The sequence below is a fragment of the Acidobacteriota bacterium genome (assembly GCA_038040445.1).
Taxonomy (GTDB): domain Bacteria; phylum Acidobacteriota; class Blastocatellia; order UBA7656; family UBA7656; genus Onstottus_A; species Onstottus_A frigus.
In genome coordinates, this window is record JBBPIG010000032.1 from 12,365 (window position 1) to 39,210 (window position 26,846).

At 56.8% G+C, this 26,846-nt stretch carries 23 protein-coding genes and 1 pseudogene; 12 read left to right on the plus strand and 12 right to left on the minus strand.

Annotation, left to right across the window (positions count from 1 at the left end; translation table 11 throughout):
* Positions 1 to 226 precede the first annotated feature (226 nt).
* The 6 genes from AABO57_25110 to AABO57_25135 form a co-directional block, all read right to left on the minus strand.
* Positions 227 to 2,701, minus strand: a complete 2,475-nt coding sequence (locus AABO57_25110) for a DUF5916 domain-containing protein (protein ID MEK6289013.1) — start codon at positions 2,699 to 2,701, stop codon at positions 227 to 229.
* Between the two features lie 173 nt (positions 2,702 to 2,874).
* Entirely contained in the window at positions 2,875 to 3,693 is an 819-nt protein-coding gene (locus AABO57_25115; GenBank protein ID MEK6289014.1) for a hypothetical protein, read from the minus strand.
* A 117-nt stretch (positions 3,694 to 3,810) separates the two neighbouring features.
* Positions 3,811 to 4,974 carry a DUF4097 family beta strand repeat-containing protein gene (locus tag AABO57_25120; GenBank protein MEK6289015.1) on the minus strand — a complete coding sequence of 388 codons (1,164 nt, stop codon included), beginning with the start codon at positions 4,972 to 4,974 and terminating at the stop codon, positions 3,811 to 3,813.
* 72 nt (positions 4,975 to 5,046) lie between these two features.
* Entirely contained in the window at positions 5,047 to 5,913 is an 867-nt protein-coding gene (locus AABO57_25125) for a hypothetical protein (protein ID MEK6289016.1), read from the minus strand.
* Positions 5,903 to 6,523 (minus strand): sigma-70 family RNA polymerase sigma factor, encoded by a 621-nt coding sequence (locus AABO57_25130; protein ID MEK6289017.1) that lies wholly within the window; start codon positions 6,521 to 6,523, stop codon positions 5,903 to 5,905. Before AABO57_25130 ends, AABO57_25125 begins: the two co-directional genes overlap by 11 nt.
* 202 nt (positions 6,524 to 6,725) lie before the next feature.
* Positions 6,726 to 7,715, minus strand: coding sequence for a class I SAM-dependent methyltransferase (locus AABO57_25135; protein MEK6289018.1), 990 nt, complete (start codon positions 7,713 to 7,715; stop codon positions 6,726 to 6,728).
* 225 nt (positions 7,716 to 7,940) lie between these two features.
* Here AABO57_25135 and AABO57_25140 point away from each other — a divergent pair, with 225 nt between their 5' ends.
* From AABO57_25140 to AABO57_25170, 7 genes and pseudogenes are all read left to right on the plus strand, one after another.
* Positions 7,941 to 8,321: a clan AA aspartic protease gene (locus tag AABO57_25140; protein ID MEK6289019.1), complete on the plus strand. Its 381-nt coding sequence runs from the start codon at positions 7,941 to 7,943 to the stop codon at positions 8,319 to 8,321.
* Between the two features lie 173 nt (positions 8,322 to 8,494).
* Positions 8,495 to 8,710 (plus strand): DUF2281 domain-containing protein, encoded by a 216-nt coding sequence (locus tag AABO57_25145; protein ID MEK6289020.1) that lies wholly within the window; start codon positions 8,495 to 8,497, stop codon positions 8,708 to 8,710.
* Positions 8,710 to 9,087 carry a type II toxin-antitoxin system VapC family toxin gene (locus AABO57_25150; GenBank protein ID MEK6289021.1) on the plus strand — a complete coding sequence of 126 codons (378 nt, stop codon included), beginning with the start codon at positions 8,710 to 8,712 and terminating at the stop codon, positions 9,085 to 9,087. Before AABO57_25145 ends, AABO57_25150 begins: the two co-directional genes overlap by 1 nt.
* Positions 9,088 to 9,108: 21 nt before the next feature.
* Positions 9,109 to 9,367, plus strand: a pseudogene (locus tag AABO57_25155) (CocE/NonD family hydrolase C-terminal non-catalytic domain-containing protein).
* Between the two features lie 138 nt (positions 9,368 to 9,505).
* Positions 9,506 to 11,818 carry a 3'-5' exonuclease gene (locus AABO57_25160; protein ID MEK6289022.1) on the plus strand — a complete coding sequence of 771 codons (2,313 nt, stop codon included), beginning with the start codon at positions 9,506 to 9,508 and terminating at the stop codon, positions 11,816 to 11,818.
* 356 nt (positions 11,819 to 12,174) lie between these two features.
* The gene (locus AABO57_25165) at positions 12,175 to 12,711 is read left to right on the plus strand and encodes a hypothetical protein (protein ID MEK6289023.1); all 537 of its coding nucleotides are present in this window, start codon (positions 12,175 to 12,177) and stop codon (positions 12,709 to 12,711) included.
* Between the two features lie 285 nt (positions 12,712 to 12,996).
* Positions 12,997 to 13,653: a hypothetical protein gene (locus AABO57_25170; protein ID MEK6289024.1), complete on the plus strand. Its 657-nt coding sequence runs from the start codon at positions 12,997 to 12,999 to the stop codon at positions 13,651 to 13,653.
* 159 nt (positions 13,654 to 13,812) lie between these two features.
* Here the strand turns inward: AABO57_25170 and AABO57_25175 are convergent, their stop codons facing one another.
* The 4 genes from AABO57_25175 to AABO57_25190 all read right to left on the minus strand — a co-directional run bounded on the left by AABO57_25175 (position 13,813) and on the right by AABO57_25190 (position 16,051).
* Positions 13,813 to 14,748: a nucleotidyl transferase AbiEii/AbiGii toxin family protein gene (locus AABO57_25175; protein ID MEK6289025.1), complete on the minus strand. Its 936-nt coding sequence runs from the start codon at positions 14,746 to 14,748 to the stop codon at positions 13,813 to 13,815.
* Complete coding sequence (locus tag AABO57_25180; protein MEK6289026.1) at positions 14,745 to 15,350, minus strand: type IV toxin-antitoxin system AbiEi family antitoxin domain-containing protein; 606 nt, start codon at positions 15,348 to 15,350, stop codon at positions 14,745 to 14,747. The genes AABO57_25175 and AABO57_25180 overlap by 4 nt, the downstream gene beginning before the upstream one ends.
* 148 nt (positions 15,351 to 15,498) lie before the next feature.
* Entirely contained in the window at positions 15,499 to 15,798 is a 300-nt protein-coding gene (locus AABO57_25185; protein MEK6289027.1) for a BrnA antitoxin family protein, read from the minus strand.
* Positions 15,788 to 16,051 (minus strand): BrnT family toxin, encoded by a 264-nt coding sequence (locus AABO57_25190; GenBank protein MEK6289028.1) that lies wholly within the window; start codon positions 16,049 to 16,051, stop codon positions 15,788 to 15,790. The genes AABO57_25185 and AABO57_25190 overlap by 11 nt, the downstream gene beginning before the upstream one ends.
* 428 nt (positions 16,052 to 16,479) lie before the next feature.
* On the opposite strand from AABO57_25190, the gene AABO57_25195 reads away from it, so the two are divergent.
* The 5 genes from AABO57_25195 (at position 16,480) to AABO57_25215 (ending at position 25,449) form a co-directional block, all read left to right on the plus strand.
* Complete coding sequence (locus tag AABO57_25195) at positions 16,480 to 17,199, plus strand: ABC transporter ATP-binding protein (protein ID MEK6289029.1); 720 nt, start codon at positions 16,480 to 16,482, stop codon at positions 17,197 to 17,199.
* 201 nt (positions 17,200 to 17,400) lie between these two features.
* A complete protein-coding gene (locus AABO57_25200) occupies positions 17,401 to 19,863 on the plus strand; it encodes an ABC transporter permease (GenBank protein ID MEK6289030.1) in 2,463 nt (820 codons plus the stop codon).
* Between the two features lie 130 nt (positions 19,864 to 19,993).
* Complete coding sequence (locus tag AABO57_25205) at positions 19,994 to 22,411, plus strand: ABC transporter permease (protein ID MEK6289031.1); 2,418 nt, start codon at positions 19,994 to 19,996, stop codon at positions 22,409 to 22,411.
* A 128-nt stretch (positions 22,412 to 22,539) separates the two neighbouring features.
* Positions 22,540 to 23,475, plus strand: coding sequence for a histone deacetylase (locus AABO57_25210; GenBank protein MEK6289032.1), 936 nt, complete (start codon positions 22,540 to 22,542; stop codon positions 23,473 to 23,475).
* Positions 23,476 to 23,547: 72 nt separating this feature from the next.
* A complete protein-coding gene (locus tag AABO57_25215) occupies positions 23,548 to 25,449 on the plus strand; it encodes an adenosylcobalamin-dependent ribonucleoside-diphosphate reductase (GenBank protein ID MEK6289033.1) in 1,902 nt (633 codons plus the stop codon).
* A 55-nt stretch (positions 25,450 to 25,504) separates the two neighbouring features.
* Here the strand turns inward: AABO57_25215 and AABO57_25220 are convergent, their stop codons facing one another.
* Together AABO57_25220 and AABO57_25225 are read right to left on the minus strand one after the other, a co-directional pair.
* Positions 25,505 to 25,855 carry an aspartyl protease family protein gene (locus AABO57_25220; protein ID MEK6289034.1) on the minus strand — a complete coding sequence of 117 codons (351 nt, stop codon included), beginning with the start codon at positions 25,853 to 25,855 and terminating at the stop codon, positions 25,505 to 25,507.
* 21 nt (positions 25,856 to 25,876) lie between these two features.
* Entirely contained in the window at positions 25,877 to 26,824 is a 948-nt protein-coding gene (locus tag AABO57_25225) for an SDR family oxidoreductase (protein ID MEK6289035.1), read from the minus strand.
* Positions 26,825 to 26,846: the final 22 nt, after the last annotated feature.

Consider the following 26,846-nt stretch of genomic DNA (forward strand, 5'->3'; position numbering starts at 1 on the left):
TAGAGCGGCTGAATGACGCTGAAACATTCTGACCTGTATTGCTAACGCATAGTCAGTGGCGCACCGGGGCGAAAAGTTTCAAGACCTGCGCAAATATTAGAGACTGCCCGGAAGCGCAGGCATCCTGGGAGCGCAGGCATCCTTGCCTGCATGGCGTTTCGCATTGGAGAGTAGCCATTGACGCAAAGAGGCAGGCAGGGATGCCTGCGCTCCCAGGGTGCCGACCTCAAATGCTGCGCCGGAACAGGTAGGACGTCTTGATAAAAAACGTCCGGCCATTCCGCCGAAAGCCGGGCTCGAGTTGACTCGTGAACGGACTGAATCCGTTGTGGTTCAAGTCGTCATTGTAGCCAACGTAGAACGATGTACCCGGATTCGGCGTCCAGCCGAACAGATATTGGCCCCGCAGACTGGATGCCAGCGAGTCATAGTCGACTCTCGCGCGGGCGAACAGGAAGCGAGTGAACTGATACGTCGCCTTGAATGAGTAGATGTTGTCTACGAAGACCAACCGTCCCGTTTCGTTGCGTGTGAAGCGGTTCCTGTTGTAATCGACCGAAGCCCGCAGCGCCGCAATGGGCTTGTATACAACGCTCACTCCCAGGTCGAACGTGTTTGCCTCGCCCGGATCGAGCGGAGCGTCGGGATCGGCGAGCGCTGCCGGGCTAACGCGCGGGAAGCGCGGACCGGCGCCGAAGTCGAAGTCGAACACGCTCCACCTATGGCCGGCGAATAAGAATCCCGAAAACTTTTTTGAGAAGTTAGTGCCAAAGAAACCGCTCACCGCTCTGCCGCGTGTCGAGCGCTCAGAGTCGCTCCCGAAGAAGGCTCCTGGTTGTGCTGAAGTTCGCTTCGCGCCGAATTCCTCCTCGAAAAGCCGCTCGTAGAATTCGCTGTAACCGATGTTGAAAAACGTCTGCTTCGTAAGGTCGAAGCCGACATTCGCGAACCCGCCGAAATACTGCATCCTTCCTTGCCAGTCGAAGTTCGTCTCGAGGCCTGCGATCATCCTCCTGGATATAAGCTTGGCCTTGGGCTTAGGGTCAGTGCTGTAGCGAAAGAAACTGCCCTGAGAATTCGTATTCGTGCGCCTGACGAAGCCCACGTCAGAGCGATAGTCGCGCGTGCGGCCCTGTCCCTGAAACGTGTATCCGAAGTTTCGTCCCGTCCTATCGTAGTTCCAGGAATAACCCACCGCGTTTCCCGTCCGATAGACATCGTCGTTGAGTTCGGGAGTGAAGAAGAACCGTCGAGACGTTGTACCGAGTATCTGGAATGTGAACGTGGTCTTTTGATCGAGCCGAAACCGCCCATCGAGTCCCGCGAGCTTGTTGTGCTTTTCGATGAAGTCATAGCTGGTCGCGATGAGGCCCAGAACATTCTCTTTGCCGACATCGCGCTTGAAGCGAACCACGCCCACATACGCATTCTTGTCGAAGAACCTCGATATGTCAGCAGCTATGTCCGGATCGCTCCTCTCCTCTTCGGTGAAGTCGCCGGGCGCGTTGTCCGACGCAAGCAGCAGTCCGAATGAGTTTCGCCCCAGCTTGCCGCTCAGCTTAACCGCGTAGTCCGGGTCGATGATCGCGCGGGTGTGGACCGCTTGAAGCGGAGTCTGAAAAATGTCCGCGCCTTCCAAGAAGAACGGCCGCTTCTCGGAAAAGAAAATCGGGAATCGCTGGTTGGCTACTAAGACCGGCTGATCAGCTTCCACTTGAGCGAAGTCGGGGTTCGCGGTGAAGTCCAGCGTGACTGTTGGAGTGAGGCCTAACTTAACATTCAACCCTGCATCTGCCTTGACCGGTTTGTTGATAAAGCGGCCTGGATCCTGCAAAGTCGGATCGGCATTAACCGCGGCAACAGACAACGTTCGGACTCGCCTCCCGCTCTCCGATAACGTGAACGTCGGAATGATTTCAAGCGTCCGCTCGGTCGCGATGCCTTCCAGCCCGGTCACCTGGCCCTGCTGATTCAGCACGCCCGATTTGTCTCGTGAAACCGGCATCCACGAGTCGTTTTCGTTGTCGAGCCGCCTTATTCGGCGAACCGCGTTGAAGCCCCAGAGCTTTCCTTTGCCGGCTTCGTAGCGAAGCGACTTGAAAGGCACCGCGACCTCGACGACATAGCCGTCTTCGGTCAGCGCGCCCTTCGACTCCATCACAATATCCAGGCTGAAGTCGTCGCCTTCGCCTTCTGTGAAGATCCCATCGGCTTGAATTCCAAATGGATTAAAAGCGAGTATGTAGGCCTTGCGCTTGTCGTTGTACGTGTCGAGAACTACGTGTACCGTGTCGTCGTCCCATATCTCGTCGCGCTTGGCGACGGTGGCGCGCACCTTGCCGGGATCGTCTTTTACTCGAAACGCGATGTACAGATTCTTGCTGTCGTAGCCCAGTAACACCTGGGTTGGATATGAAGGAGCGATGTTGTCGCCAGGCTGGGTCTGATAGAAGTCGCCGAGCACCGCCCCAGTCTTCCATGCTTCGTCGTCGAGGTTGCCATCGATCACCGGTGGCTTTTCGAATCGCGGCAAGTTGACCGGCTGAGTTTTTTCAGGAGGTAGAGTAACCTTTGAAGATGAAGCGCTCGGCTTCGATGTATCTTTGCCGTGGTCAGGTGACTTAATCGCGGGCTGCGCGCTTTGCGCGCTTGCCGTGAGAGAACTCAAAAAGAGAGCGAAAGCCAGCGCTCCGAGTTTCATTCGCGAACGACTCCCGAACTGCTTGAACGATCTAATCTTGATGCTGCGTCGATAGCCGCCTCGACTGTTCTCCCGTTAGACGTATCGGGGGCCTCATTTGTTCCACTGTTTGGTCACGAGAAGCTCGATGCCGGAACCAACGCGCCGAAGCGAGGAACGAACGACCGGCGCTGTTAGCCTGGAGAGCCGACGCGCCCGATCTTGACGTGACCGTTGATTCCGGTCACCTTGATTGGCGCACCGCCCGAGCCGATCTTAGCGTGGAAGTTCTGCCTGTCGATTTTGCCAAACACCGTGACGTTGGCGACCTCAGGGCTCACGCTGCCGTTGATGCCGGTCACATCCAGATCAGCATTCAGCTCCTCCGAAAACATGAGTTCCACTCCGCCGTTCACTCCGCTCACGTGAATGCCTCGCTCGCCGAGCCGCGATATCGTAATCTTCACGCGCCCGTTAATTCCCGAGATGTCGGAATAACCCATCGCCTGTGCGACCTCGACTTTGCCGTTGATTCCTTGCAGCCGCACCGGCCCATCGACCTCGCCAACCCCAACTCGTCCATTGACGCCGCTGACGCTCAGATCGATATGCCGCGGCAGCTTTAGCATCACGCGTTGACGAACATCGCGATTGCGCCCGAAGCTTCGGTCGCGGTCTTTCTCGCCGCGAACTACAAGGCTGCTCGCGCTTTGCTCGACGATCACTTTCTTATACTCCAGATCGGCGCGGTTTCGTGCCGACCGGATCACCGTAACCTCCGCGGTCCCGCCGGGAGCAGTCTCGATGTCCACTGTGCCGTTGATTCCCTCCACTTCGACGTGAGCCCCAGCCGAGAGCTGATAGCTCTGGCGAAACTCGTCCTTCTCCGAAAAGTCGCGGTCCTCTGAATCCCGATCACGCTCGCGTTGCCGCCCCGTCGAGCTCAAGCTCTGCGGCGCAACGCCAAGGACCACCATTGCAACAAGGATTAACGCCAAGAAGTTCTTCTTCATTCTAATCTCCTCCAAATTTCCACAGATTTCAAATCTCCCAAAATTTCCATGATGAGTTGCGATTCGTGTGTGAGTGTCGAATGACCGCATTAGGTTTCAGAGTGTTTCGAGCGCGAGCTACTTACAATCTTTTAACGACGCGGCGGTACCTTTGGCGATCTTCACGGTTCCGCTGAATGAATCAAGCGAGAGCTTTGCCTGCCCGTTTCCGAATACCCCGATTATCCGGCGGTTGATTGGTCCGCCTTGAATCGGAGATTCAACTTTGAGAGGAAACTCCGTATCGATATCGCCGCTGTAGGTTGTGAGAGTCGCCGCGAAGCCCGGCACATCGGGTTGTATAGTCATCACCACCTGGCCTGATAGCGACTTGAGCCGATAATTCCCGCCTGGGCGAATCGCGCCCCTGAAAATCACCTCGCCGCTTGCCGTAGACGCCTCCGCGTCGCCGCCGACTCCAATCAACGTTATCGAGCCGCTCGCGCTGGCCGCTTCGACTCGTCCTTTGGCGCAGCGAAGCACAATGTCGCCGGTGGCTGAGTTCGCTCGCACGTCGCCGCCTGCATTGTTGACCCTAAGGTCGCCGTTGGTAGCAGCTATGTCAACCATACCGGTCACGCCTTCTACGACCACGTCGCCGTTGAAGCTGCGCGCGGTGAGGTCGCCCTTTACTTCCCTCACCCTGACATCTCCGCTACGCCGACTCACCTTGAGCGAACCGACGCGCGAGATCGTGACGTCGCCGTTGCCCGCGCCGATGAGCGTGGCGCCGTCAACGTCCGAAACTTCTATGTCGCCTCGGTAGCCCTCGAGCGTTTCCAGATCGGCGTAGCGCGGAACTTTCACATCAAGCCTGGCGTCTCTGGAAATTCGACGAGCTAAACCTGACGGCACTATCAACAATAGTCGCGGATGAGACTGATCGCCGGTCGTCTGGGTCTCAATTGGCACCGGCCCGTTATCCCCGGTCGCCGTTGCTTGAACGACATCGCGGTCCCAACCGCTGACGGCAATCCGGCCCGACCTGCTGCTGATCGCAACCTTGCCCCCGCGCGCAAGCTTCACGTTGACCGGCGCAACCTGGATCGGCTCGCCCGCTTCGTCGCGTGGCGCAGGAGTGGCTGCAGGAGCCTTTTCCGGCTTTACCGTCTTAGGCGGGTTTGGAGGCTTCGGCGTCTGCGCAAACTGTGGCGCAACCGAGGGTGTCACTTGTCCAAGCGCCGCGGGCACGCCGAGGATGAGCATCAACAATAAGAAAGATGTTAGCGTTCTCTTGCACATGGAATTGTCTTAAGCACATTCATCAAACAACACTGGAAACCATATTTAATCTAAACCCGTCAGCGTTCATTCTCAATCGGTCGTCATTCCTCTCAGCACTTCAACCTTCTTCGAATAAGCCGCCAGCAGATACTGCAAGGCGATCGGGTCTCCGGGATTCTCGCGCACCACACGCCTTGTCTCTTTTATCGTTCGGTCGATCTCGGAGAGCGAGGCATCGAATCGAGCAAGCAAAGTCGGATCAAGTTGCGTGCGCTGCCGATTCACGTCGCGAGAAAGCATCGCGATCGCCGTAAGATACTTCTGTTCGGCTTCCCGTACGAGTTGAGCAGGAGTCAATGCCGCATTCGACACGACGTGCTTCTGAGGAGCAGCAGTCTTAATTCCTCTGGGCGGAGTCACCGCTCGACCAGTCCCCTCGGCGCGGTTACTCCCCAGTGTTCCTTGATCCTTCGCCGAGTCAGGCGCCGATGCGGGGGGAACGGCTTTCTTATCCTCATTCTTATCGTCAGCGGGCTGAATCGAAGTGTTGCTGTTGCCGCCGGCGACTATCGTCTCGCGGCCGCGCGCATTCAAGTAGCTCATAACACCCACCGTCAGAGCGATCGCGACTAGCACAAGCGCGGCGGCGAACGCAGGGCTCAAGCGCGGCGCACCGAACATGCCGGTCAACTGTTCACGCAATCGCGAAGCAAATCCCGCGGGCCGTGACGCCCGCTCCTGTTTGATCCGGGTCTCGATCGACGCCCACAACGCAGGCGTCACTTCGACGTCGCGATTGTAGCGAGCGTAGATCTCCTGCTCGCGGCTCAGTTCCTGATAGAAGCTCTCACACGTAGCGCAACTCGCCCTATGCGAATTCACAACCGCCGCGGCTTTGTGATCGAGCGCGCCGTCGACGCAGTCTTCGATCAGTGTTTGAATCTGTTCACACTTCATAGCCAGCTCCCAGATAAGGCCGGATGCGGCGTCGCATCTCGGCCCTCGCGCGGTGCAGATCGGTCTTCAGCTTTGGAATCGAAGACCCGGTGATCTCCGCGATCTCTTCATAACTTCGCTGCTGAAATATTTTCAAGGTGAAGACCAGCCGCTTGTCTTCGTCCAACGCTCCCAGCGCGGTTTGGATGACGCCGTTCAGCTCCTTGTCCAACAACTGGCGGTCGGGCGGCAGCTTCCCGTCGCTCAGCTCGATAACTCGATCGTCGTCGATTCCTACCTTGTCCGTCTCTCTATGTTTGTAGCGCAGGGATTCGCGCGCAACGTTCTTGGCAATTCCGAACAGCCAGGTCGAGAGTTTCGAGTCGTCCCTAAGCGCTCTGAGATTCTTGTACGCGCGCACAAAAGTCTCCTGCGTCAGCTCTTCGGCCAGATCGCGGCGGCCGACCATATCATAAATGAAGCTGATGATAGGTCTCCCATAGCGGCCGAAGATCAGACGAAAAGCCTCGTCGTCGCCGCCACGGGCGCGCGCTATGAGTTCTTCCGAACTGTTCATCAAGATCCCGGCGCGTCCGCTCGACTGGCCCACCAGGCTGATGGCCTCCATCATATCGGCTTCACCTAAGTTCAACCAGTTAGTGGCGTACGCGACTGAAAGGTTTCAGTTTGAACCGCCTCTCGCAATTGATTCTCGTTATCTTATCAGTCTGCTTGGTCTTGGATTAACGCGCCGCAGAGCACGAGCGTTTCAAATCATGTGCGGCTCACCAACAACGCCGCGTTGAAGAGCGACTACAACTGCAATTGCTTCGTCAGCCTTTGCGGCGAACCTTAAGCACGACGATTTTTGTTGAGTGATTGAACGGCGCTGGATCGGTTACTGACGCAACGCGTGGCGCCTGTGGTTCGCCTATAAGATCTGCCGGAACAGGAATCAGCTCTTCAAGGGTTAAGTATCCATCGGCGCACACCGATTCGATTTCCTTTAGGTACGCCGCGCCCGAGAAGAAGAGCGCGTTGTTGATCGCTACCAGATATCCGTCGTGCTTGATTAAGGGACGCACCTTGTTAATCAGTCGTGTGTAGCTCTGCGCCAGGTCTACGACGCCCTTGGCGGTTGCGGAATAAATTGGTGGGTCCAGAAAGACGCAATCGAAGCGCTCCTCCGCGGCCTTGAGACGATTGATCTGCGGCCAGAAATCTCCAGCCTGAAAATCGCTTTTGTTGATTGGAAAACCGTTCAGCGTGTAGGAAGTCTTTGCGACGTTCAAAAACCTGCGATTCAATTCCAAATGGACTACTCGCGCAGCCCCGCCCGCCTGTGCTGCAACGCCCAGACTACCGGTATAAGCAAATGTGTTGAGTACGGATTTATCTTTGAGACGTCGGCTAGCCCAAAGCCGAACGTTGCGCGTATCCAGATACAAGCTTGCATCACGATTGATCATCGGATCAATTGCGTACCAGATGCCGTTCTCGAGTATCTTCCGATCCGCTGTCTCTCCGTAGACAACGCTGCCGCGCTTTTGCTGGGGGTCCTGGCTGTTGCGCGTCTTCACCACAACCGCCTGGATCCAGGGCAATCGCGCCGGCAGCAACCGCTGAGCGGCGCGCACCGAGGCAAACCCCTGCTCAGGGTTATCGGCGTAGTTATGGATGACGAGCGTCCTGGCGTAAAGGTCTATCACAAGGTCGGGATTGCCTTCGGTGAAACCATTGAAGAGTCGAAACGCAGTTTCGTGCCGCTCATCAAAAAATGCAGCGCGGAAAGTAAGAGCATCTTCAATCGGTTCTGTTGTCATTAGTGGTTCAACCGGCTTTGAATCCGGGACGATGGAATAAGCCAGCATCTTAGTTCATCATCCTGAGTTGTGTGAAGCAGCCCCGTCCGGAGTACGGTCCAACCCGTATGTTGCTGGACGGGAAAACCGCGAAGCCGCCAAGGGCCAAGATTTTCATTAACTTCTTGCCGCTGATCTTGGCGTTCTTGTAGTCCTTCTCAGAGGAATGATACGCGGAGGTAGCTAATGGGTTTGATCTATGCAGACATAGAATTGGCCAATGCAAGGAATGGCTCACTCAAATCTATGGCGGTCAGGGCGCTGGTGGACACAGGCGCTATGACGCTCTGCATTCCGGAGCACGTCGCGATCCAGTTGCAGCTACAGGAAATCGAGAAGCGGGAAGTCACTACAGCGGACGAACGTTCTCATGTGGTTCCATACGTTGGGCCGGTTCAGATCAAGTTTGCGAATCGCACGTGCTTCACAGGCGCTCTGGTGATCGGGGAGTCCGTGCTAATGGGTGCCGTTCCGATGGAAGACATGGACCTGGTTATCTCTCGCTCGGGGCAAACCATTACGGTGAATCCAAAGAGTCCTAATATTCCCTCAGCCGTGGTGAAGTGAGGCGAAGGAGTAGCCTACGACGAAAGCATTGTTTGTAGACTGCGGCGGAACTCCAAACAGAATCCGTTGGAGCTAAAGATCACGGCGGTGTAGACGTAGCCTAACCGCGACTTGATGCGTGTGGTGATGGCGCGCATAATCTGCACGTTACCGCTTCGAATAAGAGAACAGGTATGGAGAACACGGACAACCTGACTGAAAAACTGAAGAGACTGCCGGACGAGCATCAGCACGAAATAGCCGACTTCGTTGATTTCTTACTGTCGCGAATCCCGGAGACGCCTGACGCAGCACGAGTGTTGCGCGAGACAGCCGGCATATGGAAAGGCGAGGCCGATGGCATCGTCTATGAGAATGCCTTGCGTGAGCAATGGAAGCGGCGACGCTGATGGACTGGTTAGTCGACACCAACATTCTGATCGATCATCTTCGCGGTGTCAGCAAAGCAACTACATTCTTGCGACAAGCTCGCGGTGCCGGAACGTTATGGATTTCAGCGGTCACTGTCGCCGAGGTCTACGCTGGCCAAAGAACACGACAGGCGAAGCAGGCCGCAAACGTCAGCCGTCTTCTCAACCTGTTTCGAATCGCATACGTCGATGGGGTTGTCGCGAAGCTTGGAGGCGAGATAGCTCGCGATTGCGGGACAGCGCTACCTGATGCTTTGATCGCGGCAACGGCAGTCCGCAAAGGTTTGGTGCTTGCGACGCGCAACATGTCCCACTTCCAACACATTCCCGACCTCGACGTTCGAGCGCCATATTGAAGCTCCGGTGCGGATGGAGGCGGGATGGTCTACAAGGTGACTCTTCAGCCGACGAATAGGAGTAAGTACTTCGAGGCGAGCCATCGGATTCGCCTGCGGTATTCGACTTGAGCTGTCGAGCAGCAACCGCCCGCGCTTCGATCGAAACCTGAACACGGGCGGAAAGAACTACGACGAATCGAAACGGGTGATAGCGCACAACGCCGTGCATCATTGCAAGCAGTATCACGTCAGAGACTCAAGTTCACGGTGGTTAAGACGTAGACTGCTACGGCCCTGAATGCATAGCTCGTAGCCGTAGGTTCGATTGCGGTGCAACTACTGAGCTTGATATTGTTGACACTCGGCTTTGACTGAATCGCAATAGAATCAAGTTTACCCACCCCTCATCAAGAGTACCCGGAGGAGACCTAGCACTATGGCATTCACGGTCATCTATACAAAGCCGTTCAACAGATGTCTTCGGGATCTCCTGAGCCAAGGCCACAAGAAGATTGTGCAAGCTGTCCGAGCGGCGTGCACTGAGGCGGGTATGAACGGCGAAATTCGGTCGCTGCCCCGCACTAAGCACGGCGAGACGCGGATCTCTAACGTCGAGAAGTACGACCTGTCCGACGGCCATCGCCTGGTCGTTCAGCTCGTCGATGGCGCGGCCAAGATCCGAGCCTTCCTCTTTTGCGGGTCCCACGATGACACTGATCGGTGGCTGGACTCCCACCGGAACTACCAGTGGGTGAAGAGCAGGACCGATGGCACGCTCGAGTTCGTCCAGGTGACCGAAGTCACGGAGGAGCGACATGTCCCGGCGGATCGCATCGACCTCGAGTCGCCGGAGGACCTCTTGGGGCTCCCACTGCTGCGCTTCTTGTCCCCCGATGAGCGGGAGCGACTGAACCTGCCGCTAGAGGCGCAGCACCTCGCTTGGACCGTCTCTGGAAGCGACTATGAGCGAGACGCTGAGGGTATCCTGACTCGGCTTGACGAGCTCGCTGGCGCGGAGAAGGCTTGCCTAGTCTTCGACCTACTCTGGCATGCCCACGCTCGCGAGTGGTCAGAACTCCATCGACGTATCAGCGTCGCGAGCGACGACGCTATAGTGGTTCCCCCATCCGAAGTCGCACCGTCGATGCTCGCTATCGAGAACAGCGAGTCCTTCATCACCTTCGACGACCCGGACGAGTTCAGCCACTTTTTCGCAGACCACTCGATGGCGGACTGGATGCTGTTCCTGCATCCAGAGCAGAAGAAGGTGGCAGAGAGGGATTTCCGAGGGCCCGCTCGGCTGCGAGGCGTGTCTGGAAGCGGGAAGACATCGGTCTTGGTTCACCGCGCACGCTATCTCGCCAAGAAATACAATGAGCCCATTCTCCTCGTGACTCTTGCGGGGAGTATGCGGAAGTTACTCGACCATCTTACGGATGATCTCTGCGGCGTTGAGAGTAGCCTCATCCAAACGACAACGATGAGCCGCTTGGCGAGGCAGGTCGTCCAGGAGCTTAATCCACGATATATCACGTGGTTCTCCTTGATTAGTCCTGAACGTCAGGAACGTTTGGTCTCTGAGGTAGTCGACCGTGTCCGTGCGCACTCCGACGTGGCTCGAACGCCGTTGCATTCGATGGAGCGGGGTGCACTGTTGGGGTTTTTGCGCGATGAAATACCGTATGTACGGGGGCGACTATGGAGCACAGAATTCGACCAGTATCTCGACGCGCAGTCATTTCAGCGGCGCGGTAGAGGTCTTCCGCTCAATGAGACCGCCCGACGTGTCATCCTTGCCGGCATCCGGTTCTACGAGGACCAGCTCGCTGCCGAGGCCTTGTTTGACCACGAGGGCATCGTTGCCGAAGCCCTGAAAGCGCTCGACGGACCAAGGCGAGACTTCCACAAGGTGCGATGCGTCCTCTGCGATGAAGTCCAGGATCTCTCACAGCTTGAAATGGCACTGATCGCCAGTTTGCCGACCACGACGGGTCAAGCGGTCGCCACAGCAGAGAACGGCCTTTTCTTGGCCGGAGATGGTGCGCAGACGATCTACAAGAGAGGCTTCACCTTTCGTCGCCTCGGCATCGACGTCAAAGGCCGCAGTTTCAGTCTCCGAAAGAACTACCGGAACACACATGAGATCCTGAAGGCCGCTTTCGGTCTCGTGTCGGAATACGAGTTCGCTGACGTTGATGAAGACGACATCGCTAGGCCATCCGCGCCGGAGCTCGCCAAACGGCACGGATCACGACCCATCATCGTGCGCTGCTCGTCACTGACCGAGGAGGCATCCGCGATCGCCACAAGGGTTCTATCTCTCATGGCGATGGGACACAAGGCTGGCCAGATCTGCATCGTCGGAGCGAATAAGAGAACTCGCGAATCAGTGAAGGAAGCGCTTTCGCGTCTAGGTGTGGAGCACACCGATCTACATCAGGATGCCTACTATGAGAGCGACCGAGTCAAGGTGAGCACGATCGAATCAGCGAAGGGCCACGAGTTCGGAGCCGTCTTTATCATGGGCCTCGTTGAGGGCGTGTTGCCCAAGGCGGATCTCGCCGAAGGGGAGATCCCACTAGAAGCGGCGCGACTCTATGTGGCGATGACACGGGCGCGTGAGAGCCTAACGATCACGTATAGCCCCTCGGCAGGCTCTCCCGCCTCTCGTTTTCTGCTGGCGATTCAAGCTGATTGCGATGAGGCGCGCTTCCGCAACGGCCAGGTGGTGCCACTGGAGTCCTCCTGAAAGGTTGCAGTGCAGACCGGTGTGCGACCGCGCCACGCTGAGCTTCACAACAGTCCGATGAAGCTGACAACCCCGATGAGGATCCGTCAGAGCTCAAGATCACAGTGGTGAAGAAGTAGCCTAAGAAGCATTGTCAAAGCGTGTTGCTCGCGAAGTCGAACTGTTTAGTCGAGGCCCGCCCTCGCTCTCCTGTAGCTCATGGAGCGTCTCGGCCGTATGGAAGGAAACGTCAATCTCGTTGAAACCTCTACGATCCCAAACGCGTTGTAAGCGCGCTTGAATGCCCATATAATCGGCCCGCGATTTTGGGTGCAGGGCTTGATTTAGCGTTTGACAGAAGATGGAGTGAATCAGCTATGACCAGGGTTTTATTGGAATTGATTCCTTTTTTTCTAGTCAGCCTCGTTTGGCTCGCCCTCTGGCGTATTCTATTTCGTCATCTCGCACGGCTTCAAAGCAAACTCTCGTTGAAAATACGCGAAAAAGTTCTGCCTGATATAGACCGTTCAAACACAACATTCATCACCTTGTCCTCCGCCGCAGTTGTCTTGACGTTTTCGATACTTCAGATCTGGTCCAATAAGCCGATGATCAAGCAGTATTACTTGGTAGTTTCTTGGGTTGGGTTCGCGCTGACCCTTCTCACAGGTGCACTTCTAGGCATAGGTCTTTACATTTATCGTACGCACTATCATTGTGTGATAAAAGAAGTTGAGGCATCGCTAGACGAAGAAGGCAAGATGAATAAGCAGGATGGCGACAGACTCAAAGGTTCGCTCGCAACGTCCCAGACTATGGAGAGACTGCTCTTTAGCCTTATAACCTTACAGCCAATGCTATTCCTGCTTTCAATTGTATACCTGCTTATGTTTGCCATTTGGAACTTACAGTAGTTTTTACGCGGTTGCTACTACGCCTAAGAACGCACCCATCAGCGGCCTCTCTTCTCTCGCCGTTGAATTACTAACTCTTAGGCGTCAAGGAGAGCAGAAGTGCTATATAAGTATCGCGGCTTGTCCAATATGACGTTTGCGTTGGACATTCTGGTCAACCAACGCATGTTTGCTGCGGAGTTTAAGAGGCTTGGCTTACGACACAACTGAAGGTGACCGCCGACTCATACGTGACGGTCAATTTCATTGACTTGGAGAACTACAGTTGCCGCGCGCAATTCTCGTATGACCCTCCTCCTCCTATTTGCCGGCGTACTCCTTGGCGGTATGGTGAGCATTGTTGTCGCAATGGTTATCTCATACTGGCAATTCATATCATCGACAGCAGGCTATCGAGTAGCTCAAGCGGTTGAGGCTACTCAAAAACTTGCCCTAAACCGCGAAAAACATATCGACAGCGTCAGTACCCTGAGGAATCAGTACCGATACTCGCTAGGGGTCATCGTTGACGAGTTTGTTCAGGGCTTCGGAGTCAATGGTGATTTTAAGCGTAATGGCCCGTGGCCCTCTTTGATCTGCCCACATAGTGACCGCTGGAAGAAATTCCGCGAGCAAGTTCGCCCTGTGATTGAGGACATCAACGTTTATTCCTTTCTTGGAGAAAGGCCCCTTCCCTTTGCCTATTCTCCAGTCGCCCAGTTATGCGCTCTAACAAAGCTCTGCAATCAAGTGGAAACGGTTGTCGGCCTTCTTGATGGAGCGCTTGAGAAAAAACTTATCAGAATTAACTGCACGAAGAACGAGGTGACAAACGTTGAAGTAGATATTCTCGATGCAGAAAGACAGGAAAAGAAGAGGTACCAAGAAACCCTAACAGAGGCCTACCGTGAACTTCAGCGTCGCTGGGACAAATGGCTGCGAACAGCACAACGAACACATTAGCGCGGTACACAGAGAGCGGTTGGTTCGGGTCGAGGTCACTCGTTCTTCGAAAAGACAACGAGCGGTCAGGCTGAGATCGTTGACATTTCCGCACCTATTGATTCCAGTGAGGACGCTGCAAAGTGCACGTCACACGACTGCCGCCGACCTGATTGACCATCACACCTTCTTGCGGGATGACTGCCACGGACCGCCCGGCTTCCAGATCGCTTCGAGCTCCTTGTTCTCCGCAGCAGCGGCCAGCACCGGCGCCAGGAACTCTCGCAGTCTTGGAATCACAACATCGAGTGTGTCCGTCTCGCGTGAAAGGCGACCCTTGCGCACAAACGCTTTCCATTGCGCCTGACGTCCTGGTTGATCTATGAACTCTTCGCTCAGAGCTATAGGCGTCTCTTTGGGAATCTCAGTACGCCGCCGGCGAAATGTCTCTTTGACGGCGCGGGTAAGCACAGTGCCATCGAACTCAAACATGAGAGCCAATTCACGGATGTCGAAGAAATCCTTGATGCGGCTGTTGATCGCACCAAGGCTCAGCATCGCTTCCAGTTTCTCAGCCACGACAGTCTCGCGGGAATATGTCAGGATCTCCGGCGCCGGGAAAGCCAGCAGTGTAGGATAGACATGAATCGCGGGTGCAGGTGTTACCACATCGCCAAATCCGATGTCCACCTGAACCGGAATCCGAGCGCGTGCCAGGCGCGCAATCATTTTGAGGCGAACGCCCTGATACTCCTCGGCAGCTCGAATCTCTTCACCTCGAATCGAAGCTGGATCGAAGATCAGACCATCGTCCTCGACCGGCGTCTCGCAAATCTCGCGGAAGGTCTGGCCAAGCTTCTCAACCGAGTCCTCTCCCTTGCTGAGCAAGTCCAAATCCCACGTTGCTCGATGAGGATGGGCTGCCCAAAGGTTGAAAAGCTTTGCTCCCTTCAGCACGAACCGCTCACTGTGCTTTGAACGACTGATGCGGTAGAGCAATCTCTCGATCGCGTACTCGCTCAGAATGAATTGAAACTCTTCCCCCCGCTGCTGAGAGAGATTTACCAGCCTTTGCCTGACTGACGCAGCGAGGTTCTTTGGTTTGGCGGGACTCATCCGAGAGACTCCAGATATGGCTGCATCACTCGCGTCACGCGGGCAAGCTTCGCGTAGCGCAACAGTTCATCCATGCCTGAGCGATATTTCCGCCGGTAGTCGCGCAGTGCTTCCAGCGCTACATCGGTGCCTATCTTGTTTCGGAACTTGAAACAGTCGGCGACGCTCTTGGCTGCGCTGTAGACGCGCACATTGATACCTTCGATGCGATGAGCCTCGATCCCACTGCTGAATGCTTTGCCCGACAGATGGATGATTCGCAGCGGTGGATAGGACACGGCGGGTCGCCGGGCTTTTTGGTCAATCGCAATCCAGACTTCAAACGGGTTCTGGGTCGTGAGCCCGTGGAACCGAAGCGCCGACAGAAGACAGATAACGCCGTGCGGAACGCGTTTGCCGGCCTGCGCGAGGTTGTGTTTCTCTCCCAGGTCCGCGTCTGCAAGGGCGTAGAGTCCGCGACCTATGCGCTGAAGCTGTCCGGCGTCTACGAGGCGCTTCAGATACACACGCGGGATTCCGTGACTCTCAAGCTCGTGGGACCGAAGGACGCCCGCCTTGCGAACCAGGTCGAGGAGTTTCTTTGTTTGAGGCTGCGCGCTCATGTTCAAGTTACGAATCGTCGGTAGTTGTTAATAAGTACCGACGTTTTGTAACACCAGGCGGGCACTGCTTGCAAGGCGCGTGGGGAATTGGCGAATCGACGGTAAGTGGCTGCTTTGTGATGATAAAGAGCCCAGCCCAACGCATAAGCTAACCGGAGCGGCGTTTTTTGTCGCGCGCGGTTGAGCGTGTAGTTAACCGCGAGACCGCCGGTAGCTCCTCTCGGATTATCTGGCGCAACACCGTCTCCGTCACCGGAGGCTCACTCTTTTCCAAGTAGGCCTTGAGCGCCTTATTCATCATTGTTTGATAACCGGTGCCCGCTTGCTCCGCACGGGCGCGGAACTCGTCGAGCACCGCGTTATCGATATAAATAGTTATGCGCGTCTTGCCCGTCTGGGCGATTAGCGGTCCTCGCTTGCCCTTCGAAAAGTCGTATTCAGCCTTCATATTCTGTCACCTCGTGTGGCGTTGCGTGGCGAGCCGAGATAAGCCGGATCTCCTCACCACGAAACGCATAAACGACTAAGACTTGTCCCGCGCTACCCGTACCGACCGCGACGAAGCGCTCTTCGTCCTGGGAATCGTGATCAAGGAGATGTATCGCAAGCGGATCATAGAAGAGACCTTCCGCGTCGGCGAACGAAACCCTGTGCTTCTTCAAATTGCTTGCGGCTTTTGCAGGGTCGAACTGGAAGCGCACAATCCAACTGTATGCACGTTATGCATACCCGTCAAGTAACTCCGTTGCCTACGTGCCTAACTTGGATAACGATTCTCCAACTATGATCCGGGCTGGGGATCGAGGGATAGAGCTTGCGACCACCAATGCCCCCCACTTCCGGAGATTGTATGCAACGATAGGCTCTCGTAAATACCTCAACGGAAGTCGGTGGATCTGACCAAAGTCTACTTGAAACCTTTTTCCCGTCCCCGCCACTCACCGTTGTGCCCTGAGTCTGTTCAGCGTCCACGACGCGCGGCTCATCTCGTCTGCACCCGGCTCGATTCCGGGAACGTTATCCCATCGAAGGCTGTATATCTTGGCAACGCGACAGAGCAAATCATCGGGTCCTCAACACCGGATCATTGGAATGCTTTGCCCCTAACAAACTCGGAGGAAAGAGAAAGATGAGTTCATCCGATCAACCGCTTCTTCGACTCGAAGGAGTGACCAAGGTGTTTCTCACCGACGAGGTCGAGACTCACGCGCTTTCGGGCATACACCTCGAAATCAACAGGGGCGAGTACATCTCGATTGGCGGGCCCTCAGGTTGCGGCAAATCGACGCTGCTCTCAATCCTTGGTTTGCTGGACACGCCCTCGGACGGCAACTACTTGCTCGCGGGCAAGCCCGTCGCCGACCTGACGCTCTCCGAGCGCGCGCGCATTCGCAATCGCGAAGTCGGGTTCATTTTTCAAAGCTTCAATCTGATAGGCGACCTCACGGTGTTTGAAAACGTCGAGTTGCCTCTGACCTATCGCGGCTTGAAGGCGATCGAGCGCAAGAAGCGCGTAGTTGAAGCCCTCGAACGAGTCGGCATGGCTCACCGAGGCAAGCATCTTCCCAGCCAGTTGTCAGGCGGTCAGCAGCAACGCATCGCAGTCGCGCGCGCGGTGGCCGGAGATCCGCTCATCCTGCTCGCCGACGAGCCGACAGGCAACCTCGATTCGACTAACGGCGAAGCGGTGATGGACCTGCTTCGCGAGCTGCATCAACAAGGCGCGACGATCTGCATGGTCACTCACGATCAGCGATATGCCGCGCACGCGGATCGAAGCGTGCACCTCTTCGACGGTCGCGTCATTCAAGAAGGCGAAGCGAAAGAGAAAGTATTAGCGATGCACTGATCAACCCGTTCCGGGTTCGGGATTCGGGGTTCAGGGTTCCGAGTTCAGGGTTCAGGGTTCCAGGTTCAGGGTTCAGGGTTCCGAGTTCAGGGTTAGGCTTGAGGGTCGGAGTCCCGCATTCGAGGCTTGCAGCGAAGAACCACGACATCCGACACAGGCAACCCTGAACCCTGAACCCTGAACCCGAACACTGGAGTTGCTATGGAAAACTTGTTACACGATGCGCGCTACAGCATTCGCATGCTGCGCAAGAGCCCGGGGTTCACCGCAGTCGCCGTGATTGCGCTCGCCCTGGGGATCGGCGCCAACTGCGCGATCTTCAGCGTAGTCAACGCCGTGCTGCTCAGGCCGCTTCCCTTCAAAGATCCCGAAGGCCTCGTGAGAATATGGGGCAAGTTCGACAAGGTTGGCATTCCGAAGAACTGGATCTCCGAGCCCGAGCTTCTGGACCTGCTCGAGCAGAATCAGTCCTTCGAGAATATCGCGGCTTATCAATCAGGGGGCGTCAACCTCACTGCCGACGGCGAGCCGGTACGCGTCAACAGCGCGTCCGTTAATGCCAGCCTGTTTTCCGTGCTCGGCGTTCAACCGGCCGCCGGCCGAACTTTTCTCGAGGATGAGGATCAGCCGGGGCGCGATAAGGTGGTGCTGGTCAGCAACGGCCTCTGGCGCAACCGCTTTGGGTCAGACCCGGCGCTGCTCGGCAATAACATTGGGCTCAGCGGCGAAAGCTACACGATCGTCGGCATAATGCCGCCGGGCTTTCAGTTCCCGGACAAGGCTGATCTATGGGTGCCTCTCGCGATAAATCGAGCACAACTTGACAATCGTGGCAGTCACGGGCTCGAGGTAGTCGCGCGATTGAAGCCCGGTGTCACGCTGCCACAAGCGCAAGCGGACCTAACCAACATCGCCGCCAACCTCGAACAGCGATACCCGAATAGTTATTCCGACAGCGGCTGGGGTCTTTACCCGGTTTCGATGTTGGATGAGGTGGTCGGCAACATACGTCCGGCCCTTCGAATCTTGCTGGGCGCGGTTGCGTTCGTGTTGCTGATCGCTTGCGCGAACGTCGCCAACCTGCTGCTTGCCCGGGCAACCGTACGCGAGAAGGAAATCGCGATTCGCGCGGCTCTCGGCGCTGGCCGCAGCCGGCTCGTTCAACAGTTGCTCACCGAGAGCGTGCTGCTGTCCGTGATGGGTGGCTTGTTCGGACTCCTCCTTGCCTACTTCGGCGTCAGGCTGTTCGTAGCGTTTGGTCCGAAGGAGATTCCGCGGCTCGACGAGATAGGACTGGACGGCCGGGTGTTTGCCTTTAGCTTGCTCATCGCGGTGGTCACCGGACTGGTGTTCGGTCTGGCTCCGGCGTTGCAGATCTCAAAACCCGACTTGCAGGATTCATTGAAAGAAGGCGGAAGAGGCTCGAGCAAGGGCCGCCATCGCTTGCGCAACGCGCTGGTGATTTCCGAAGTCGCGATCGCTCTGGTGTTGTTGGTCGGCGCGGGCTTGATGATCAAAAGCTTTCAGCGACTGTTGCAACTCAACATGGGGTTCAGAACCGAAAACGTTCTGACGATGCGGCTGTCGGTTCCTTCAACCAAGTACAAGGAGGATGCGAAGGTCGCTGCCTTCTACCATCAACTGCTGGATAAGATAAAAGCGCTGCCCGGTGTCGAGACAGCCGGGGCCATCTCGCATCTGCCACTGAGCGGTTCGTACTCTTCAGGGACGACGGCGGTCGAAAACGCTGAGGCCCAGGAAGGTTTAAAGTCCTTTCAAGGCAGCGCATACATTGAAGCCGATCGTCGCAGTGTTTCCCCTGACTACTTCCGGGCGTTGGGCATCGCTTTGAAAGAGGGACGATTGTTCACGGATGCCGATAACGAGACGGCCCCGCCAGTCGCGGTAGTCGATGAAACCTTCGAGCGGCGCTTCTGGCCTCACGGCAGCGCCGTCGGGAAGCGCTTCGTCGCGCGCTTCAACGACGGCAAAGACATCCAATGGGGTCAGATCGTGGGAGTAGTCGCGCACGTCAGACACTACGGAATCGATCAAGTCAAACAGTTTGGGCTCGGGCAAGAGGGCCGCGAGCAAGCATACTTTCCGTACCTTCAGCGTCCGTCGAACCGGATGTATCTCGCGATCAAGACGACAACCGATCCGCTCAGCCTTGCGAGCGCGGTGCGCAGCGAGGTGCTTTCTCTCGATCCGGAGCAGCCGGTATACGACGTGAAGAGCATGGATCAGCTCGTCACGACTTCGTTGGCAGAGCGTCAGCTCAATATGGTGCTGTTCGTGGCCTTCTCGGCGATAGCCCTGATACTGGCGTCAGTTGGAATCTACGGCGTGATGTCTTACTCAGTCACTCAGCGCACTCACGAAATCGGAATTCGGATGGCTCTGGGCGCCGGGCAGCGCAACGTGCTCGGTCTGGTAGTCAGACAGGGGATGACTCTCGCGCTGGCGGGCGTAGCCTTCGGCGTAGCTGGAGCGCTCGTGTTGACGCGATTGATGTCGAGCTTGTTGTTCGGAGTGAGCGCGACCGACCCGGTCACCTTCGCCGCCATTTCGCTGCTGCTGACAGGAGTGGCTCTGGCGGCCTGTTTCATACCGGCTCGCCGGGCCACGAGGGTGGATCCGATGGTTGCGCTTAGATACGAATAAAGTTCCGGGTTCAGGGTTCCGGGTTCAGAGTTCAACCTTCAGGTTGCCGCTGTGACTCAGAAAAGCTGCGCGCAAGCTAAAGCTTGAACTCTGAACCCGGAACCCTGAACGCTGAACCGTGGAGCTTCTTATGGGAACGCTTCTTCACGACATCCGCTACGCTATTCGCTCGATGATCAAGGCACCGGGATTCACGATCATCGCGGCCCTGGCTCTCGCGCTCGGCATCGGCGCAAACACGGCGATCTTCAGCGTGGTCAATGCGGTGCTGCTGCGCCCGCTTCCTTACGAAGATCCCGAGCGGCTCGTGCACGTGCACCGGATGCAACCGCCAATCGAGCGTGGCCCGATCTCGAGGCCCGACTATCTTGAATGGGAAAGCCAACAGGAAGTCTTTCAGGGAATAGCCGCGTTTTTCTATCGAACCTATAACCTGACCGGAGTCGATCAGGCTGAGAGGCTCAGTGGCGCGCGAGTCACCGGCAGCTTCTTTCCGCTGTTTGGGATCTCTCCCGCAGCCGGGCGCCTGTTTAGCCCATCCGACGATCAAGCCGGCGGCGCTCGCGTAGCCGTAGTGGGCTACGGCCTGTGGCAGCGCCGGTTTGGAGGAGAGGCCGGCGTCGTTGGACAAACGATCACCTTGAACGGCGATTCATACACGGTCGTCGGAGTAGCGCCGGCCAGCTTTCAATTCCCGCGAGCCGTCGATGTTTGGACCCCGGCCTTGCTTGCAGAAGAAAAGGCGCAGCGCGGGTCGAACTATCTCAAGATCATTGCGAGACTCAAGGACGGCGTGACTCAGGCTCGAGCACAAGCTCAGATGAATCAGATCGCGGCGGCTCAAGCCGAGAAGTATCCCGCAAACGACACCAATCTGACCGTAGCCATCGTCCCCCTCCTCGAGGACCAGGTTGGAAGAATACGCCCGGTGCTATTCATCTTGCTCGGAGCGGTCGCGTTTGTGCTGCTGATAGCATGCGCCAACGTCGCCAACCTGCTGCTGGCTCGCGCTACGGCGAGACAAAAAGAATTCGCCATTCGCACCGCGTTGGGCGCGAGTCGGCTGCGCCTCGCGCGCCAACTGCTAACGGAAAGCGTTTTGTTAGCGCTTGTGGGCGGCATGCTCGGCGTCCTGCTTTCAGTGTGGGGCATCAATCTTTTGGTCGCAGCCGCGCCTCCAACCATCCCTCGCGTCAAGGAGGTCCGTCTCGATCTGTGGGTGCTTGGCTTCACATTCTTGATTTCCCTTTTGACTGGCATCGTCTTCGGTCTTGCTCCGTCCTTGCAAGTATCAAGGACCGACTTGAATGAAACCTTGAAAGAGGGCGGGCGCGGAACAACAGCGACGAACCCGCATCGAGCTCTGCTTCGCAAGGGACTGGTCATAGCTGAGATCGCTCTGTCGCTCGTGTTGCTGGTAAGCGCGGGTCTGCTGATCGGAAGCATCGACCGCCTGACCCGGGTTAGTCCAGGCTTCGATCCACGCAACGTCCTCACCGCGGATGTTTCATTCCCGCAAGCGCCGTCATCCGCAAAAAGCGATGACGACCACTCGGTTGCGAGGTTTCTGGCTGAGGTCGAACAGCGAACCGCTTTCCTTCCCGGGGTCCTTTCAGTCGGCACGATCAACGATCTTCCGGTTACCGGCCGAAGCGGCGTCAACGGCGGTTTCAGCGTCGAGGGCCGTCCCGCATACAATCCCGGCGAAGAGCCGGTCGCGGAGTTTCGGCTCGTCACTCCCGGATATTTCCGCGCGATCGGCATTCCGCTGGTGAAAGGACGCGAGCTCACCGAGCGAGACGACAAATCCGCTCCTCAAACGATATTGATAAACCGGGCTATGGCTGGCCACCTCTTTCCGGATGAGGAACCGATAGGGAAACGCCTGCTGGCTCTGGACGGAAAACCACACGAGATAGTCGGCGTCGTCGGAGATGCGCGGCAATGGGGCTTGAACCTTCCCGCCCCCGATGAAATCTATTTCCCGTTCGCGCAAGTGAACTTCACTTCCAACGCGACGCTGGTTGTTCGAGCGGCAGGCGACCCCGGGGGTCTTGCCGATGCGGTGCGCGGCGCGGTTCGCGAAGTGAGCCCTGATGCGCCGGTCTACAGAATGAAGGCAATGGTTGACGTGGTAGCCGATTCAACCGCACAGCAGCGATTCAACATGGTGTTGATGAGTGTGTTCGCAGCGGTGGCGTTGCTGATGGCGACGATCGGGTTGTACGGCGTGATCTCTTACTCAGTCACCCAGCGAACGCACGAGATCGGGGTTCGAATGGCGTTGGGTGCAAGCACCGGCGACGTGATGAAGCTGGTAGTGGGCCAGGGAATGATCCTGACTGCTACAGGTGTTGCCATCGGTTTGGGCGCAGCATTCGGATTGACGCGGCTGGTGTCTACGCTGCTGTTCGGAGTCAGCCCAACTGATCCTCTGACGTTCGCGCTGATCTCGGTGATTTTGACAGGCGTGGCTCTGGTAGCCTGTTTCGTGCCGGCTCGCCGCGCAACCAAGGTCGATCCGATGATCGCGCTCAGGCACGAATAGGACGTATTCGTGAAGTGTGATCCGGTCTAAACCATTTGGGTGAAGTTTTGCGCAAGTGATCTCTCGACATTTCACGCAGCACGTCTCCGGGTTCATCATTCTCGTTCCTTTAATCTATAATCCCAGGCATGACGACCGCCCTGGTCTATGACCCCGCTTATCTGAGACACGAAACCGGACACCATCCAGAGAACCCAGAGAGGCTCAGGGTTATCGTCTCCGCCCTCCAACACGACGAGACCCTTTGGACTCGGCTTCAACATATTTCGCCGAGGCCCGTCTCCGATGAAGACATCATGCGGTGTCATACCGCCCGGCTGATTGAACAGATTAGAAGCCTGTGCGAGCGCGGTGTTCCATTTGTCGATCTGGATACCGCAATCTGCGCTCAGTCCTTTGAAGTCGCCAAGCTTGCAGCGGGAGCGGCGACGGTTGCCGTCGATCAAGTATTCAACGGCGACGCCGGCAATGCAATCGCACTCGTCCGGCCGCCGGGTCATCATGCGACTTCCAATCGCGCGATGGGATTCTGTCTGTTCAACAATGCCGCGATAGCCGCTCGTTACGCGCAATCTCATTACGGGGCAGACCGGGTATTGATAATTGATTGGGACGTTCATCACGGCAACGGCACTCAAGAGATTTTCTATCGCGACCCCTCAGTTTTCTACTTCTCAACGCATCAGTATCCGTATTACCCAGGAACGGGCTCGGCCGGCGAGCGAGGTTTGGAAAAGGGCGACGGAACGACTCTCAACATTCCGCTCTCGGAAGGAACGTCCGCAAGCTCCCATCGCAACGCTTTCTTCGACGCGCTTAACGCAATCGAAAAGACTTTTCCGCCCGATCTGATCATCGTCTCGGCGGGATTCGATTCGCGGCGAGGTGATCCGTTGGGCGGGCTGATGCTGGAAGACAGCGACTTTGACGAGATGACAAAGCAGGTGATGGATATGGCCGATCGTCACGCTTCGGGCCGCGTCGTTTCGGTGCTCGAGGGCGGGTACAATTTGGACACGTTGGGCGAGACTGTCAGGACTCACGTTGCGGCGCTTGCTTCGTGAGATGCCCAGTGGTCTAAGGCGGGAGTCGATTCTTAACGCAAAGGCGCAAAGACGCTAAGACGCCAAGAAGAAATGAAACCCGAGCTGACAGAAAACGCGCTGCGAGTCTTGGAGAAGCGAATACTCGCACGCGATCATCACGGACGTGTCGCCGAAACTCCTGAAGACATGTTTCGACGCGTCGCGCGCAGCGTCTCCGAAGCCGATCTTCAACACAGTACGCCCGCTGATGCCGCCGCTGCTGAAGAAGCCTTCTATGAGAGCATGAGCAGTCTCGAGTTCCTGCCGAACTCGCCTACACTGATGAACGCCGGGCGGAACCTTGCTCAACTCTCGGCTTGTTTCGTGCTGCCTGTGGAAGATTCGATGGAAGGCATCTTCGGCACGCTGCGCGAAACTGCGTTGATTCAAAAGAGCGGCGGCGGCACCGGCTTCTCCTTTTCGCGGCTGCGTCCCAGAGAAGACCTTGTCGAATCAACTCACGGAGTTTCGAGCGGGCCGGTTTCATTCATGCGCCTCTACAACTTCGCTACCGAAGTGACCAAGCTCGGGGGGAAACGCGCCGGCGCCAACATGGCGATTCTCCGCATCGATCATCCCGACATCCAGGAGTTCATCGCGGCCAAAACCAATCCCCTCGAGCTGAATACATTCAACATCTCCGCCGCTGTAACCGATGAGTTCATGGAAAGGGTCAAGCAAGGCGAGAAGTATGACTTGATCAATCCGCGCACGGGCGAAGTCGCGCGGCAGTCGGACGCGCGCGAGGTGTTGGATCGAATCGTTGCGTCGGCATGGCGCAACGGCGAGCCGGGGGTGATATTCATCGATCGAATCAATCGCGACAATCCGACGCCCGAGCTTGGACAGATCGAGAGCACTAACCCGTGCGGCGAACAACCGCTGCTGCCTTATGAATCCTGCGTCCTTGGTTCAATCAACCTGGCGAAGTTCAGTCGCGACGGCGCCGTTGATTATGATCGGTTGAGGGAGGCCGTCGCGCTCGGGGTCCACTTCCTCGACAATATCATCGACGTCAGCGAGTACCCGATACCGGATATCGCGTACATCACTAAGCTGAATCGAAAGATCGGCCTCGGGGTGATGGGATGGGCGGACCTGTTGATCTTGATGGGGATTCCCTATGACTCTGAAGACGCCATCAATCTCGGCGAAGAAGTGATGGGATTCATCTCACTCGAAGCGCTAGAAGCCTCGGTCGATCTGGCGAAGCAAAGAGGTCCGTTTCCACGATGGTTTCAGGAGAGCATCTACAAGAAAGACGGCCAGGAGCAGGCTGGAAGCCTGCGCTCCCAGGAGCGCCGCAACGCTACCGTGACCACCGTTGCGCCGACCGGGACTATCAGCCTGATTGCGAATTGCTCGAGCGGCATCGAACCGATCTACTCGATTGCTTACCGCAGGCTCGCGTTCCAGTCCGAGCACATGACATTTGTTCATCCCCTGTTCGAGCAGTACGCGCGTGAACATGAATTCTACACCGAAGAGTTGATGAAAAGGGTTGCGGGAAAGGGCTCGCTTGTTGGTCTTACTGAAGTCCCCGATGAAGCTAAGCGAGTGTTCGTGACCGCGCGCGAGATCGCTCCCGAGTGGCACGTTCGAATGCAGGCGGCGTTTCAAGAACACATAGACGCGGCGGTCTCAAAGACAATCAACTTCCCTGCCGACGCTACAGTTGACGACGTGAAGCGCGCTTACGTGCTAGCTCACGAGCTTGGCTGCAAAGGCATCACGGTTTATCGGGACGGCTCGCGCGAGAAACAAGTGCTGAGCACCGAGATAGAGAGCATGACCGAACCGCTAACTCTTGCTTCAGCGTCTCAGCAAGAAATGCGGCGGCCAGAGAATCAGCTTTTGGCATTGAACATCTGTCCCGAGTGCGGCGAGACGCTGCGTCACAATGGTGGTTGTCTGTATTGCACATGTGGGTATTCGGTGTGTGTGCAGACTTGAAGGTGGTATTTCGCGTCGATAGGCTTGCCTGGAATCAAGCGGTGGCCGAGCAGGTCTACCGCAGCCTGACACTGTTCCAGACTATATACCCGATTAGCGGTTCGTAGGCGCCGTTGGCCGGCTTCATATCCAGAAACAAAACTTCACTGTGGATTGTTCTGAAGCCCTCGACCTCGATTCGGACAGGCCCGCAGATCTCGCCCTCGACGGTCTCCTGAGTGGCGGTTTCGACCGTGACCCTCTCTGTCGTTTCCAGCTTTCCGAGGCGATCGCGCCAGGCGCTGGGAAGCACCATGAAAGCCGAGCCCGTGTCTACGAGAGCGTCGCAGCGAATACCCGGCGATCTATTCGAGACGCCGTTGATCTTGACTGAGGCTATTATTCTACCCACGTCGCTAGTATACATTCTTACGACTTGAGCGCCATCTTATTCCCCGATCTGCTTTCGATACCAATCCACGGTCTTGCGAAGCCCCTCCTCAAAATCAACGGACACTCTATAGCCAAACGCTTGCTCCGCAGCTTCGATCGAAGCCTGCGAGTCACGCACGTCCCCTGCGCGCGCGGCTTCGTGAATCGGTTCGATGTCGCTGCCGAGTATCTCTTTCAGCCTCGCAAGCAGATCCAGCAGCGTGTAGCGGCCGCCGCACGCCACGTTGAAAGCCTGGCCCGCGACTCCGTCTACTTCGGCTGCAAGCAAGTTCGCATCGACCACGTTATCGACATAAGTGAAGTCGCGCGATTGAAGACCATCGCCATACACAAGCGGCGCCTTGCCATAGAGCAAAGCAGTGATGAAGCGCGGGATCACCGCCGCGTATTGAGACTCCAGATCCTGCCTCGGACCGAAAATGTTGAAGTAACGAAGCGAGACAATTTCAAAACCATAAACCTCTTTGAAGACGCTCGCGTAGTACTCGCCCGCAAGCTTCGACAGCGCATAAGGCGAGAGCGGTTGCGGAGACATTTCCTCTCGCTTGGGGAGGACCGGGGTCTCACCGTAGACCGACGAGCTCGAAGCGTAGACGACTCGCCTGGCGCCGGCATCCCGCGCCGCGAGCAGCACATTGAGCGTGCCGGTGATGTTCACTTCGTGGGTTGAGACCGGATCGGCGACCGAGCGAGGGACCGATCCAAGCGCGGCTTCATGGAAAACGACGTCAACGCCCCTGGCGGCTTTGCTTACCAATTGCGCATCGCGAATGTCGCCTCGAACGACTTCGACGCCGCCGCGAAATGATTCGAGGTTCACCTCTTTTCCCGAACTGAAATCATCGAGGACCCGAACGCGATGGCCGTCGCGCACGAGTCGCTCCGTGATGTGGCTGCCGATGAAGCCCGCTCCGCCGGTTACCAGATATGTCTGCTTTGCCATTCGCTATTCTCTTCCTCGCGTT

Bases quoted from the DNA above. Each gene is read 5' to 3' on its own strand.
- AABO57_25200 (MEK6289030.1), top strand. From the start codon at position 17,401: ATGGAAAACTTGTTACACGATGCGCGCTACAGCATTCGCATGCTGCGC.
- AABO57_25110 (MEK6289013.1), bottom strand. From the start codon at position 2,701: ATGAAACTCGGAGCGCTGGCTTTCGCTCTCTTTTTGAGTTCTCTCACG.
- AABO57_25115 (MEK6289014.1), bottom strand. From the start codon at position 3,693: ATGAAGAAGAACTTCTTGGCGTTAATCCTTGTTGCAATGGTGGTCCTT.
- AABO57_25160 (MEK6289022.1), top strand. From the start codon at position 9,506: ATGGCATTCACGGTCATCTATACAAAGCCGTTCAACAGATGTCTTCGG.
- AABO57_25215 (MEK6289033.1), top strand. From the start codon at position 23,548: ATGAAACCCGAGCTGACAGAAAACGCGCTGCGAGTCTTGGAGAAGCGA.
- AABO57_25150 (MEK6289021.1), top strand. From the start codon at position 8,710: ATGGACTGGTTAGTCGACACCAACATTCTGATCGATCATCTTCGCGGT.
- AABO57_25180 (MEK6289026.1), bottom strand. From the start codon at position 15,350: ATGAGCGCGCAGCCTCAAACAAAGAAACTCCTCGACCTGGTTCGCAAG.
- AABO57_25220 (MEK6289034.1), bottom strand. From the start codon at position 25,855: ATGTATACTAGCGACGTGGGTAGAATAATAGCCTCAGTCAAGATCAAC.
- AABO57_25225 (MEK6289035.1), bottom strand. From the start codon at position 26,824: ATGGCAAAGCAGACATATCTGGTAACCGGCGGAGCGGGCTTCATCGGC.
- AABO57_25165 (MEK6289023.1), top strand. From the start codon at position 12,175: ATGACCAGGGTTTTATTGGAATTGATTCCTTTTTTTCTAGTCAGCCTC.
- AABO57_25170 (MEK6289024.1), top strand. From the start codon at position 12,997: ATGACCCTCCTCCTCCTATTTGCCGGCGTACTCCTTGGCGGTATGGTG.
- AABO57_25130 (MEK6289017.1), bottom strand. From the start codon at position 6,523: ATGATGGAGGCCATCAGCCTGGTGGGCCAGTCGAGCGGACGCGCCGGG.
- AABO57_25205 (MEK6289031.1), top strand. From the start codon at position 19,994: ATGGGAACGCTTCTTCACGACATCCGCTACGCTATTCGCTCGATGATC.
- AABO57_25195 (MEK6289029.1), top strand. From the start codon at position 16,480: ATGAGTTCATCCGATCAACCGCTTCTTCGACTCGAAGGAGTGACCAAG.
- AABO57_25210 (MEK6289032.1), top strand. From the start codon at position 22,540: ATGACGACCGCCCTGGTCTATGACCCCGCTTATCTGAGACACGAAACC.
- AABO57_25185 (MEK6289027.1), bottom strand. From the start codon at position 15,798: ATGAAGGCTGAATACGACTTTTCGAAGGGCAAGCGAGGACCGCTAATC.
- AABO57_25120 (MEK6289015.1), bottom strand. From the start codon at position 4,974: ATGTGCAAGAGAACGCTAACATCTTTCTTATTGTTGATGCTCATCCTC.
- AABO57_25145 (MEK6289020.1), top strand. From the start codon at position 8,495: ATGGAGAACACGGACAACCTGACTGAAAAACTGAAGAGACTGCCGGAC.
- AABO57_25125 (MEK6289016.1), bottom strand. From the start codon at position 5,913: ATGAAGTGTGAACAGATTCAAACACTGATCGAAGACTGCGTCGACGGC.
- AABO57_25140 (MEK6289019.1), top strand. From the start codon at position 7,941: ATGGGTTTGATCTATGCAGACATAGAATTGGCCAATGCAAGGAATGGC.
- AABO57_25135 (MEK6289018.1), bottom strand. From the start codon at position 7,715: ATGACAACAGAACCGATTGAAGATGCTCTTACTTTCCGCGCTGCATTT.
- AABO57_25175 (MEK6289025.1), bottom strand. From the start codon at position 14,748: ATGAGTCCCGCCAAACCAAAGAACCTCGCTGCGTCAGTCAGGCAAAGG.